Raw genomic sequence first — 13,116 nt, 5'->3', positions numbered from 1 at the left:
GACAACCATGCACCACCTGTCACCACTGTCCCCGAAGGGAAAGGTATATCTCTATACCGGGCAGTGGGATGTCAAGACCTGGTAAGGTTCTTCGCGTTGCTTCGAATTAAACCACATGCTCCACCGCTTGTGCGGGCCCCCGTCAATTCCTTTGAGTTTCAGTCTTGCGACCGTACTCCCCAGGCGGAGTGCTTAATGCGTTTGCTGCAGCACTAAAGGGCGGAAACCCTCTAACACTTAGCACTCATCGTTTACGGCGTGGACTACCAGGGTATCTAATCCTGTTCGCTCCCCACGCTTTCGTACCTCAGCGTCAGTTACAGACCAGAGAGTCGCCTTCGCCACTGGTGTTCCTCCACATCTCTACGCATTTCACCGCTACACGTGGAATTCCACTCTCCTCTTCTGTACTCAAGTTCCCCAGTTTCCAATGACCCTCCACGGTTGAGCCGTGGGCTTTCACATCAGACTTAAGAAACCGCCTGCGTACGCTTTACGCCCAATAATTCCGGACAACGCTTGCCACCTACGTATTACCGCGGCTGCTGGCACGTAGTTAGCCGTGGCTTTCTGGTTAGGTACCGTCAAGGTACCAGCAGTTACTCTGGTACTTGTTCTTCCCTAACAACAGAACTTTACGACCCGAAGGCCTTCATCGTTCACGCGGCGTTGCTCCGTCAGACTTTCGTCCATTGCGGAAGATTCCCTACTGCTGCCTCCCGTAGGAGTCTGGGCCGTGTCTCAGTCCCAGTGTGGCCGATCACCCTCTCAGGTCGGCTACGCATCGTTGCCTTGGTGAGCCGTTACCTCACCAACTAGCTAATGCGCCGCGGGTCCATCTGTAAGTGATAGCTAGACGCCATCTTTCAATTCTGAACCATGCGGTTCAAAATGTTATCCGGTATTAGCTCCGGTTTCCCGGAGTTATCCCAATCTTACAGGCAGGTTACCCACGTGTTACTCACCCGTCCGCCGCTAATCTCAGGGAGCAAGCTCCCGTTGATTCGCTCGACTTGCATGTATTAGGCACGCCGCCAGCGTTCGTCCTGAGCCAGGATCAAACTCTCCAATAAAGTGTTTGATATAGCTCATAAATTTGTACTATATAGTACGTTGTTTTGTTAATTAAAAATTAACGTTGGCACGCTTGGTTTTGTTTAGTTTTCAAAGATCATTTATTGTCGTTTCGTTCAGAAGCGACTTTATTAATATAACACTTATGCTTTTTTACGTCAACATCTTTTTAAAAGTTTTTTAAAATATGATGTTAACATTTTAGGCGCTCGTTAGCGACGAATAATAATATAACATTTCTTTTTATTACGGTCAACTATAAATCTAATCTTTCTTCTTTATTATTTGATATCTTATAAAACAAACATAAAAGAAGTTCTCTTTTCTCCTTTAATGCTCTGAATTTTGACATATCACTCCTTCCTACAATTTCTGCCTTATCCAATAACGCTCTTACCTCGATTAATTCATGACAAAGAAGATCTTCTAATTGTACTCTCTCTTTTTCATTAAACAAATAATAAATCACTTTCTCCCCCCCTTAAGATTCATCTACCATTATTTCTAATAAATTTCTTTTCTAATCATTTTCATTAAAGGCCAAGCATAAACTTGTCACAAGAGTAAGTAGGACGAGGAGGACCATTATGAACCAGTTTCATGTCATTCATATGAAGAAAATTAAGCAACTTGCAATGATTATGATAGCAGCTTTTTTTACTGCGGGAATTTTGTATGTCGAAAATGTATTAAATTACCCGGTGTTTTCTACTTCCGATGGACCAAAAGCTATTTATAGAGGTGAAACAAAAAACAATGAAGTAGCATTAACCTTTGATATTAGCTGGGGTGATGTAAAGGCAGAACCTATACTAGATACGTTAAAAAAACAAAATATTAATAACGCAACATTTTTTCTGTCCGCTTCCTGGGCGGAAAGACACCCAGATATAGTTAAACGTATTGTTGAGGATGGCCATCAAGTGGGGAGTATGGGATATGCCTATAAAAATTACAAGGATCTCGAGCCAAATGAAATAAGAAGAGACTTATCAATGGCACAGGAAGTTTTTACAGAATTAGGTGTGAAGGATGTTACATTGTTACGACCACCTAGTGGAGGCTTTAACAAAGAGGTACTTTCTATAGTTGATAAACATGGTTACAGTGTTGTTCATTATAGTATTGATTCAGATGATTGGACGAATCCTGGCGTTGAATTGATTGTAAAAAACACCACATCTAAAATAAAAGGTGGAGATATCGTTCTTTTACATGCTTCAGATTCAGCTAAACAAACAAATAAGGCTTTACCAATTATCCTAAGCGATTTAAAAAAGAAAGGCTTAAAAAATGTATCTGTCGGTGATATCATCGCCAATGCAGATGCAAAGTCTTCCGAAGTTAACTGAAATAGGAAAGAGCTAGCATAAGCTAGCTCTTTTTTGATTTAATGAATTTAGGTAACATTAATAGTTGATACGCATTACAAACCTGTAAAGGGATTAGCATAAGTAATAACCAATCCTTCTCATTTACTCTTAAGGCAGGAAACCATTCTATGGTTGTAACCACAATCATAAAAAAGAGAGCAGGAATAAACGCCTCTTTATTTGTGTTCGACCTTTTTATTAATGCAATAATTACACCTACAACAAACACATAGAACGCCAAAAGTAGGTAAGGTAAAATTGTTTCATTTCCCTCTGCAAATAGCTGAAATCTGAAATAGATTAAATCGAATAAAACAAAAACAATTAAAATGATTTGGGCTAAATTCCACATGGATACAGAGCGAAAAATCCCTAAACCAAACCTATGTACTGTTAAGTAAGCAAAAAATCCCATTTGACTAATGACACTGAAAATTAATCCAACTCCAAAAAGCCAAAATAAGATTGAAACAATTTCAACTAAATTAAAGCTTATAAATAACTCTTTATACTCTGACCACTTTAACGCAAATCCAATTATCCCTGTTGTTAAACCACCAACAAGTAATGTACTTAGAAAGAAACGAACCCAATTTCGACTATTCACTACATTATCCTCCATCATTTACTCCTATTGATTTTACCAATCATTTATTAAAAATACCACATCATAAGCATTTTCCTCGTATAAATTCTCTTAACTAAATCAAAATATAAATAGCAAAACGTAAATAGAAAGGGGCTAGGATTACATGAAGAGATACTCGCTCCTCATGATTGTATCAATGGCTATTATTTGTTTAACGATCACAGGATGTGCACCTAAAGAAGAAGCAGGACAGGTAGATTACGAAGAAACAAAAAAGATGGTCGTTGATATATTAAAGACTGATGATGGAAAAAAGGCCCTCCAAGAAGTGATGAAAGACGAAGAAATGAAGCAAGTTCTTATAATGGATCAAAAGGTTGTAACTGAAACCATTCAAACAACATTAACATCTGATAAAGGGGCAAAATTTTGGCAAAAGGTCTTTGAGGATCCTAAATTTGTGGAGAGCTTTGCAAAAAGTTTACAAGAAGAGCACGAAAAAGTAATAAAGGAATTGATGACAGACCCTGAATATCAAAAATTACTTATAGAGGTTTTACAAGATCCTGAAATGGAAAAAAGTATTCAAACCTCTATGAAAAGCCAGGAATTCAGAAAGCATCTTCAAGAAGTGATAATGGAGACCCTATCTAGTCCTTTATATAAAGCAAAAATCCAAGATTCTTTATTAAAGGCTGCTGAAGAAGCTGGGCAACAAGGTAGTAGTGGTCAATCTTCTGGAAGCGAAAGTGGCCAGGAATCTGGTGAAAGTCAAGAGCAAGGTGGAGGAAACAGTGGTAGCTAATAGACTAAACGCACCTTGGTAAGCTAAAACAAGTCAATTAAAAAAGCGCTCAATGAGCGCTTTTTAAGCTTTTACAGGTATGATATTTGTTACCTGCTTAGCAATGGATTGATAAATTTGTCCTGTTGGATGATCCTCTCCATACACTGATGGAGCAAAGTCATCATCATCCCAATCAGGCTGCTGTAATGGAATCTTCCCAATAAGTGGAACGCGAAGCTCCTCAGCTAGCTTTTCTCCTCCGCCACGTCCAAATACATATTCCTTCTCACCAGTCTTTTCACTTTCAAAATAAGCCATATTTTCAATGACACCAACAATTTCATGATCTGTTTGAATGGCCATTGCACCCGCTCTTGCCGCTACAAAGGCAGCAGTAGGGTGTGGAGTTGATACAATGATTTCTTTACATGACGGAAGCATTGAATGCACATCTAAGGCAACGTCTCCTGTTCCAGGTGGTAAATCTAATAATAGATAATCAAGTTCTCCCCATTCCACCTCATTAAAGAAATTATTGAGCATTTTACCTAACATAGGACCTCTCCAAATTACAGGAGCATTATCCTCAACGAAAAAGCCCATTGAAATGACCTTCACCCCAAATCTTTCTACTGGGATAATTTTCTCACCACGTACAACCGGTCTTTTCGTGATGCCCATCATATCAGGTACACTGAAACCATAAATATCAGCATCAATTAATCCTACCTTTTTACCTAAACGCGCGAGTGCAACAGCAAGGTTAACTGAGACTGTAGATTTCCCAACCCCACCTTTTCCACTTGCAATTGCCAAAAAGGTCGTTTTACTACCTGCAGATAACAAAGAATCAGATTGATTTGAAGAGGGATCCTGATATGCAGCAATTGTTTCTTGCGGAAGTTCATGGAAGCGAAGTCCTACTGATTCAGCTCCCGCTTCTTTTACCTTCTCAACAATTTTCTGCTGTAGTTGAAGCTGTTCAGCCGTATTCGTTTTAGATATGCCTATTTTTAAGCTAACATGCGATTTTTCTTGTTTTATTTTTATTTCTTCAATTGCATCTAGCTCTTCTAACGATTTATGTAAAAAAGGATCTTGTAATTGTCCGATGATCTGTTTTAATTCTTCTTCTCGTAGCATAGTTACCACCCTTTTGATTTCGTTTACATAAATTATAACATAATTATTATCTTACCTAAGTTACTAACCTTGAAAAGTCTATGTCTAATTAATCAGGAGGATTATTTTCGTTCGAGAAGTATCGTAAAATACCGTTATATATCGATGCTGCAACTTTTTCTTGATATTCATCTGTGGCAAGTAACTTATCCTCTTGGGGGTTTGATAGAAATCCTACCTCTACTAGTGCTCCAGGTTTCTCAGTATTTTTAAGTAAATAGATTCCATCGATCGGTTTTGCTTTACGTTCAGTATTCTCGAGGTTTCTGCGTAGTTCATCTTGAATATATTTTGCTACATTTTCATTTTCAATAAATTTGCCGTGAAAAAAGGTTTGAGCACCACTCCATCTAGAAGAGGGAATAGCATTTAAATGTATACTTAAAAATAAGTCAGCATCAGATTCATTAATAATTTTAACGCGATTCTTCAAATCTTCTGCTTTTCTTCTACTGTAACCCGAAGTATCTTCATTAGCTAAATCTACATCTTCTTCTCTAGTTAATAGCACCAGCGCACCTTGTTCTTGTAAATAATCTCTTATTTTCAGTGAAATGCTTAACGATATGTCTTTCTCTAATGATGAGTTTCCTACAGCACCACCATCTGGTCCACCATGGCCTGGATCCAGATAAATAACCTTTCCTGTAAGTGGCAGATTCCATGATTCCCATGATTTATTATTGGTGAATTGCCACTGGAAAAGGATTAATAACAATACAAACCCTGCTATAAAACCAAGCCACTTTATCTTTTTATTCATATTATTCCCTCCTGCTCGTCCTATCTTCTTCAATATATGGGACAATTAGGAGGAATATGATAATGAAGTGATGTGATGCTATCTTTTAATGTAACCGCAATTTATATCGTTTTTCCCCTTTAGTAAACCCAAGTTTCCACCATGATTGAATATAATATTCACATGCAAAATAAACTTCTCCAAAGGAAATATCTTTCTCAGTCAAATTACCCCAGTTAATAAAATAATCATATAAATCATCAATTAACCGTTTTTCCTCCGACTGACATCTTTTATTAGCTGACTGCATCGATTCACCATAGTATCCAAAACGGCTATACTTTGCACCAAGTAAAAATGCCTCAATTGCAAAATCAATACATCCATCTTCAATAACTTCCTTTTTACCTTTACCAGCGAAGCTTCCAAAGCTACCTTCAATACCACTCTTTATTTCTGTTAAAGAAAGCTCCCTAAGCATTCTTTTCTCATATTTTAATTCTTTTTGGTGTCTCTTCTGCTTTAAAGAGATAATATCGTTCATAATAGAAGCCTCCCTTTGCTTTTATTGTTTGACCGGCTATATTTATCATTCGAGAAAACTCTTCCAATTTTATTTTCAGCATGGTTCTCTTTCAGTTCGATAAGAATAGAAATTAAAAAAAGGAAAAAACCACACGGATAACCGCTGATTTTTCCCTTCTTTTTTCACAATTATATTTATTATTTATTTGCCTCTGCTAAATTAGATACTTGTGAAGGAGTTAGCGCACCTTCATAAATACGTAATTCGTCCATTAATCCCTTGAATGGCGTGTCCCAATAATTAACACCTAAACCAAAGCTAGAATCTGTAGAAGTAAATATATTTGGGAAGTTCGTTCCCGTAAACTTTTGAACACCATTAACATAGACATTAATCGTGCCGTTATCAACGGTAAAAGCCAAATGTGACCATTCATCATTATTAATCTTCATACCCGCTGCAGCATCATACCAAGTACTACTGCCCGACCATACCATGGTACTGCCATTTGCTGGTCCATTCGGAACTAGACTCAACCAGTTATTACTATCTTTAGCTCCAAAGAAAGTTGTTGTATACATAGTTAACTGCTCCGGTTTTAACCAAAGTGATACAGAATATGTGTTGCTTGAGATAAGGCCATTTGGTAAGCGAATTCCTGATTCTCCGTTAAACACCGCGGCTTTACCAGTCTTACCGTTCGCATAAGTGATTGTGCCACCTTGATTATCAATTCTATTACCTGTTATTGTACCTGTCTCAAAGTTGCCTGTTAGTTCATTTAGCCCATCTTCAAATGAATATTGTGCAACCAAGCCAGCCTCTTTGTATGGCAGCACAGTAATTTCAAAGCTTTTTGTTTTCGTTATATCACCCTTTGTGATAGTTGCAGTAAGTGAAGCAGTCACACTTTTAGAATTAACTTCTGGACGATTTATTACACCAGACTCAGTTACAACACTAGAATCTGAAGTCTCCCACGAAATTTCTGTGTGTCGAGTTCCCTCAGTAGGAAGTGTTAAATTTGAAATAACATTCTCTGTATCTCCAAGACTCAAATCTTTTAAAACATCTTCTACAATTTCAACATCAGTTTTATTAAGTACTTTACTTCCCCAGATTGATACCCCTTCTTTTGAAACAGCTGTAAATGTCATCACATATCGTTCAGATGTTGGGTCCCATTGACGTACAAATACACCATCATAGGTATCTCCATCAACTGTAATTTCCGCTTGATTATGACTCGTCTTTTTCCAAGTACCCTCTACATCACCAGTAACTGTATTGTCCTTATTTAGACGAATGAACACAGATTTATGGATGTTGGCAGAAGTATCCTTTCCTTGGTTTATAAATTTGTATTCTCCAATTAGATCTTGTCTATTAACTTTATCATTCGTTTCACCTGCGTATCGGTAAGGTGCAACCACTGGCCATCCATCTTTGTTCATAAACATTTGATGAATTCTCAACTCATGCATCTCACCTGTTTCTGGGAAGCGTGTATGAAAGACCAAAAATTGCTGACCTGTTTCAGAATCATAATAAACAGAATTATGACCTGGAGAAAGATAGCCATAACCTATACCTGTACCAGGGTCCCCAACTTTTCTTTCGAATAAGAAATTACCCATAAGCTTCATACCATATGGAGAATGATCTACATTACCTGGTAGAACAGCATTTTTTCCTTCTGCATCTACATAAGGACCATCTGGACTAGTTGATCTGAACAATCTCATATTATAACCACCATCTGCACCTAACCAGCCATAAGTAACATATAGGTAGTAATAGCCTGTATTCTTATCATAAACAATATAAGGGCCCTCACCTGATTTTCCATATCCTCCAGCGATTTTTGTTCCAAAGTAGCGATCAACAAGCCTACCATCATCGGTAGCTCCATCTTCACCTGGATAAATCGCTTGTCCAGTGGTTTTATCGATTTCAAGCATAAATATTCCACCAGACCAAGAGCCGTATGTCATCCACAGTTTCCCGTCCTCGTCATAAAACAAATTAGCATCGATTGCATTCGGGAAGTTACTATTTGCATAAGATCCATTACTATTAAACCAATCAGATCTTGGTCCTGTTAATGTACCGTTTTCAATCAGCTTATTAATATTGGTATTCGTCCACTTCTTATTAACCTTACTATTTGCATCATACTCTTCATTTTTAGTAAAACCAGAATATACAATGGTATCAACATCCTTATATGGTCCCTCTATATTTTTAGATACAGCATAACCAATAGCAGAACGTATATAAGTAGAAGATGCACTATAATAAGTCATATAGGCGCCTTTAGTTCCATCTTCATTTACATAATCTTTATTCCAGAATACGTCCGGAGCCCATACTGCGTAACCTCCTTTGCTATCAGAGTCATTTTCACCTGCCCAAGCAAAAGAACCCGCTAAATTTTTAGATAAATCTCCATATATCACATTTCCTGGAGTAGTGTAGCCATTAGCAAAGCTTGTCCAACTTTTTAAATCCTTTGACTTAGCGGCCTCAATATGAGAGCCGAACACATAATATGTATCACCATCTTTTATTATAGAAGGATCGTGAACAGATACATTTTTAAACACAGGTGCTTCCCCCTGGTAATCAGTATTTGGTTTGTTACTATTTTCACTAGCCTGATTAACTTGTTTTTCTGTCCCTAAGCCAAGTACAATACTTGGTATCATTACTACAAGAATGAATAAAACAAATGTGGATTTTCGTACGAAATTTTTTCTCATTCTGATGTTCCCCTCTCCTTTATGGAAAAACAAATAAATGCAAATCTAATTATTGAACAAACTATGATATTCAAACACGTTTTTTATTCGTACCTTATTGTTAGTAATTAAATTGTTGTATTTTTCTCGGTGTTGTAGGTTAAGACAGGGATGTTGACATTAATTAACATGTAGCTTTGATCTACATTGTCAATAATGTAGTTTCTGAAGTTTATGAATTTTTTTGAGCGAAGTTAAATATATGTTTCTATCACAGAATCCCCCCTGTTAGACCAAAGTAATTAAAACGCTTACATTTAGTTGATTAACATATATGTTAATAACTTAATAATAATATAAAACACAAAGACCCTCAAGAGGACCTTTCTCTTATTTTGAAGAAATTGATAGTTGGATTTTTTACCTTTATTCCTTGATAATGTGTAGGGCTTCTTGTGACCTTCCTTAATGACCAGTATATTTAAAAGCCATTTTGTTCATAAAAATGCCCTCAAACAAAAAGTTTGAGAGCATAAACGTAATATAATTTACATTTTCAGGACTTTGAAACTCCAGTAATTAACGGTTTGAGAATGAGGTATGGGGTAATCCCCCCTTTACAATGTCTCCTTTTTCTCTTTTTGGAACCAAGTCTCTAGCAGCTCCTTCTCTCTTTCCCTTGATATCCCCGTTTTTCGTTCTGAATCCTGTCTGGTTTTCTCCCATTGATATACATCTTGAATAGTGTCTTTAAGCGGTCGGAAGGAAAGACCCGCGTTAACAGCTTTTTCTACACTAATGAAAGAAGCTCCTTCCCATGGCTCTGTTTCTCCTTCTAATGGGAAGTGTTCAGGAATCCATAAAGGCATTTCCGTCCATGGCTGTATGTTATGATCCAATATAAATTGTTCATCTGCCCATACAAATTCGGCATCATCGTTTGTGACAGCGTTACATGCGTTCAATAGCTCTTCCATCGTCAATTCATCATCCGGTCCTGTTACATTGAACGTCCCTATTTTTCTGTTTTCTGCCATATCGAATACCCATGTTGCTACATCTTTTACGTCAATCAATTGAACTGGACGATCAGGTCGTCCTGGAACCAATACCTTTTCACCTTGTGCTACACGCTGTACCCAATACGGGAGCCGATCCGTATAGTCAAAAGGGCCGACAAGCTGCCCAGCTCTTATATGCAAAACATGCCCTGGCCAATGCTTCTCCGCCTCTGCTTCACAAAGTACTTTCAAAGCTCCGTAATACTCGTATGGAGAAATTTCCCCCTCCTCAATGTCTTTCAATTTATTAGCAGGCAGCATGGATTGTAAATGATAGTCTTCGGTAATATTGGGCGGAATCCAATCTTTATAAACAGAGATGCTGGAGATATATGTATAATGTTCAATATTATCCCCGAGTACAGCAGCAATTTTTTTGATTTGATGAGGAGCAAATCCGCATGTATCCATTACAACATCCCATTTCCGGTTTTCCAGCTGTGATACATCACTGTCTCTATTGCCGATAAGCTGCTCCACATCAGGAAAAGTCTCTATATTGGTGCCGCGATTAAATAAAGTGATTTCGTGCCCTCTTTTCAATGCTTCTTCTACCAAAGCTCTTCCCAAAAAACGAGTACCTCCTAATATCAGGACCTTCATAATCGTTTCCCCCATTCAATTTAATAGCCTGCAAAATACCTTTCTTTTAAAGAACGTTTTTCCTATGTAAAAAGTTACGGGGAGTATGAAAAATTTATACCTTTTATTAAAGGCGCCCGATAGCTGAACAAAACGAAAAGGACTGTCCTATATGAGACAATCCTTTCATTACATCATTTTTTTCATTCTATAATTTTCAAACTCCTTCCTTTAGATGCCATAACTTTTTATTTAATCTAGGAGTATACAAGACTAGGAAGCCGGATCGCCCAATCGTATAGATGATGAAGGCAAGCCATAGGCCATGATTATGCCAGATAGGAGTTACTGTGATTTGTATAATGATATAGATAAACATTGCGTAAATCATAGAGTTTCGTACAGGGGCAATTTCAGTTGCTCCTGTAAAAACACCGTAAATGACAAGCCCAAAACAAGCAGCAAAAGGATAGATGATAAGCCATACTCCATACTTTGTTGAAAGTTCGATCACGCTAGGAAGGTTTGTAAAAAGCTCAATAATTTGTTCTTGAAGTAATCCATATATGCTAGCTATAATAAAAGCCGTTATCACTGACCATTGCCTTGATAAACTAAGTATTTTTTTATATAATTTTTTGTCATTTGATCCTACCGCTTTGCCAACAAGAATACTTGATGCGTTGGCAAATCCATCGAAGAAATAAGCCATTATGTAATGGATTTGAAATAATACAGCATTTGCCGCTAGAAATTCAGTACCAAACGAAGCACCTTTTGCTGTAAACATATTAATAACGACTAATAAACAAATTGTTCGAATAAACAAATCCTTGTTAACGTTAACCATCTTTTTCATAGACTGGGTATCTATAAGTGTTTGAATGGATGGTATTTTCCATTTAAAAGGTGATGCTTTAAAAACAATAAATAAACCTAATATGAAGGCTGTAATTTCAGCAATCAATGTGGCCGTAGCAACCCCTTTTACTGCAAAAGAGAAGACATGGACAAAAAGTATGGCTAAACTCATATTCAAAACATTCATGAACACTTGTAAAAATAAAGATTCTTTAATCTTAGCCATCCCCATTAACCAGCCAAGAATAACGTAGTTCATTAATGTGAAGGGTGCTCCCCAAATTCGAATTCGAAAATATTCAACGGCAAATCTACTCACATCCGAATCAGGGGCAATCATTGTAAGAGCAGCGTATTCAATCGGCCATTGTAAGAGAATAAAACAAATACCTACGATTACAGCTATTAAAAATGGACGAGATAATGCAAGTACTCCTTGAGCCGGATCACTTGCTCCGTTAGCTTGTGCGGCAAAAGCAGATGTACTAACCCGTAAAAAACCGAATACCCAATACAACGTATTAAAAATAAGGGTTCCAACTGCAACACCTCCAATATATGCTGGATCAGGAAGTTGCCCGACAACGGCTGTATCGACAGCACCTAATAAAGGCGTCGTCATAGTTGAGATCGTTAATGGGATCGCCAAAGCAAGGTACGCACGATGATTCATCCAACTATCCTCCTTTTAAAATTATTAGATATAACCAAAACAAAAGCCCCGATTATGTGAATGAAATCGAGGCATTCGAATAAATATAAAAACTTTTATATTAAATATGACTAACCCTTGTTCTAATTGAACGAAAACGTGGATGCTCAGCAAGCATGGACCCTCTCATCTCTTTTACTACAGGGTGTTCTGAAGTAAAGAACTGATTTTTTGAATCGTAAAGCTCGACTAATTTTCCTTTTTCTAGTACACCCATTGTATCACTAATCGAATAGGCAGCTTTAATATCATGTGTAATAAAGAAATAAGAAAGTCCGAAGTCTGCTTTTAGCTCCCCTAGTAATTCTAAAATAAGTGTTTGGTTAACCATATCTAGACTACTAACTGACTCATCTAGGACTATCAGCTTTGGTTTGAGGGAAATCGCTCTTGCAATATTGATCCTCTGCAATTGCCCGCCACTAAATTGATGCGGGTATTTTTTTAAGTCTTCTTCACTCAATCCGACCCTTTCCAATAATTCAACAATGGTGCGTTTTTGTTCAGCTACTGTCAGCCTTTCATAGTTTTCTAAAGGCTCAGCAATAATACGTTCGGCAGTCATGCGAGGATTGACTGATGAGTATGAATCTTGAAAAACAGCTTGAAGATCCCGACGGATTTTTTGACGAACATGCTTATCTGCAGTATAAATATCGTGCCCTTGAAAAAGAATTTGTCCCTTTTGTGGTCGTTCCAAACCAAGAATCACTTTTCCTAATGTACTTTTACCAGCTCCACTCGTACCAAGCAATCCTAAACATACCCCTTCCTCAATAGAGAGTGAGATACCTGAAAGTACTTTTTTAGAACGGTCTTTCCAGTTGAAAAACGATCGGGACCCGTAGCTATGAGTTACTTCATTTACTTGTAATAAACTCATTTA

General features: G+C 37.5%; 11 protein-coding genes and 1 rRNA gene (1 of these 12 running past the window's edge). 2 read left to right on the top strand and 10 right to left on the bottom strand.

Going from position 1 to position 13,116, the window contains the following annotated elements; genetic code table 11:
• Both HUW50_RS10205 and HUW50_RS10200 read right to left on the bottom strand, forming a co-directional pair.
• Window positions 1-1,073: ribosomal RNA gene (locus HUW50_RS10205) — 16S ribosomal RNA — on the bottom strand (it extends 478 nt beyond the left edge of the window).
• A 257-nt stretch (window positions 1,074-1,330) separates the two neighbouring features.
• Complete coding sequence (locus tag HUW50_RS10200; RefSeq protein WP_066330375.1) at window positions 1,331-1,543, bottom strand: hypothetical protein; 213 nt, start codon at window positions 1,541-1,543, stop codon at window positions 1,331-1,333.
• 118 nt (window positions 1,544-1,661) lie between these two features.
• Here HUW50_RS10200 and pdaB point away from each other — a divergent pair, with 118 nt between their 5' ends.
• Complete coding sequence (gene pdaB / locus HUW50_RS10195) at window positions 1,662-2,426, top strand: polysaccharide deacetylase family sporulation protein PdaB (protein ID WP_066330376.1); 765 nt, start codon at window positions 1,662-1,664, stop codon at window positions 2,424-2,426.
• A gap of 22 nt (window positions 2,427-2,448) precedes the next feature.
• Here the strand turns inward: pdaB and HUW50_RS10190 are convergent, their stop codons facing one another.
• Window positions 2,449-3,054, bottom strand: coding sequence for a KinB-signaling pathway activation protein (locus HUW50_RS10190; protein WP_066330458.1), 606 nt, complete (start codon window positions 3,052-3,054; stop codon window positions 2,449-2,451).
• Window positions 3,055-3,199: 145 nt separating this feature from the next.
• Here HUW50_RS10190 and gerD point away from each other — a divergent pair, with 145 nt between their 5' ends.
• Entirely contained in the window at window positions 3,200-3,841 is a 642-nt protein-coding gene (gene gerD, locus HUW50_RS10185) for a spore germination lipoprotein GerD (RefSeq protein ID WP_066330377.1), read from the top strand.
• A gap of 63 nt (window positions 3,842-3,904) precedes the next feature.
• Here the strand turns inward: gerD and HUW50_RS10180 are convergent, their stop codons facing one another.
• From HUW50_RS10180 to nikE, 7 genes are all read right to left on the bottom strand, one after another.
• On the bottom strand, window positions 3,905-4,966 hold the full coding sequence (locus HUW50_RS10180; protein ID WP_066330378.1) for an Mrp/NBP35 family ATP-binding protein: 1,062 nt from the start codon (window positions 4,964-4,966) through the stop codon (window positions 3,905-3,907).
• Between the two features lie 88 nt (window positions 4,967-5,054).
• Window positions 5,055-5,768 (bottom strand): N-acetylmuramoyl-L-alanine amidase CwlD, encoded by a 714-nt coding sequence (gene cwlD, locus HUW50_RS10175; protein ID WP_066330379.1) that lies wholly within the window; start codon window positions 5,766-5,768, stop codon window positions 5,055-5,057.
• A gap of 85 nt (window positions 5,769-5,853) precedes the next feature.
• Complete coding sequence (locus HUW50_RS10170) at window positions 5,854-6,291, bottom strand: DUF2521 family protein (RefSeq protein ID WP_066330380.1); 438 nt, start codon at window positions 6,289-6,291, stop codon at window positions 5,854-5,856.
• A 179-nt stretch (window positions 6,292-6,470) separates the two neighbouring features.
• Entirely contained in the window at window positions 6,471-9,035 is a 2,565-nt protein-coding gene (locus tag HUW50_RS10165; protein ID WP_185653877.1) for a LamG-like jellyroll fold domain-containing protein, read from the bottom strand.
• A gap of 596 nt (window positions 9,036-9,631) precedes the next feature.
• Complete coding sequence (locus HUW50_RS10160; protein WP_185653876.1) at window positions 9,632-10,678, bottom strand: SDR family oxidoreductase; 1,047 nt, start codon at window positions 10,676-10,678, stop codon at window positions 9,632-9,634.
• Window positions 10,679-10,874: 196 nt separating this feature from the next.
• Complete coding sequence (locus tag HUW50_RS10155; protein ID WP_185653875.1) at window positions 10,875-12,191, bottom strand: MATE family efflux transporter; 1,317 nt, start codon at window positions 12,189-12,191, stop codon at window positions 10,875-10,877.
• Between the two features lie 100 nt (window positions 12,192-12,291).
• A complete protein-coding gene (gene nikE, locus HUW50_RS10150; protein WP_066330384.1) occupies window positions 12,292-13,113 on the bottom strand; it encodes a nickel import ATP-binding protein NikE in 822 nt (273 codons plus the stop codon).
• Between the last annotated feature and the right edge of the window lie 3 nt (window positions 13,114-13,116).

Origin of the sequence: Metabacillus sp. KUDC1714 (genome assembly GCF_014217835.1) — a bacterium.
Lineage (GTDB): Bacteria > Bacillota > Bacilli > Bacillales > Bacillaceae > Metabacillus > Metabacillus rhizosphaerae.
The sequence above is the reverse complement of the archived record's forward strand: the minus strand, read 5'-3'. Positions and strand labels throughout refer to the sequence as shown.

Coding starts and splice junctions, on each gene's coding strand:
- nikE (WP_066330384.1), bottom strand. CDS start 13,113: ATGAGTTTATTACAAGTAAATGAAGTAACTCATAGCTACGGGTCCCGA.
- cwlD (WP_066330379.1), bottom strand. CDS start 5,768: ATGAATAAAAAGATAAAGTGGCTTGGTTTTATAGCAGGGTTTGTATTG.
- HUW50_RS10160 (WP_185653876.1), bottom strand. CDS start 10,678: ATGAAGGTCCTGATATTAGGAGGTACTCGTTTTTTGGGAAGAGCTTTG.
- pdaB (WP_066330376.1), top strand. CDS start 1,662: ATGAACCAGTTTCATGTCATTCATATGAAGAAAATTAAGCAACTTGCA.
- HUW50_RS10165 (WP_185653877.1), bottom strand. CDS start 9,035: ATGAGAAAAAATTTCGTACGAAAATCCACATTTGTTTTATTCATTCTT.
- HUW50_RS10155 (WP_185653875.1), bottom strand. CDS start 12,191: ATGAATCATCGTGCGTACCTTGCTTTGGCGATCCCATTAACGATCTCA.
- gerD (WP_066330377.1), top strand. CDS start 3,200: ATGAAGAGATACTCGCTCCTCATGATTGTATCAATGGCTATTATTTGT.
- HUW50_RS10180 (WP_066330378.1), bottom strand. CDS start 4,966: ATGCTACGAGAAGAAGAATTAAAACAGATCATCGGACAATTACAAGAT.
- HUW50_RS10170 (WP_066330380.1), bottom strand. CDS start 6,291: ATGAACGATATTATCTCTTTAAAGCAGAAGAGACACCAAAAAGAATTA.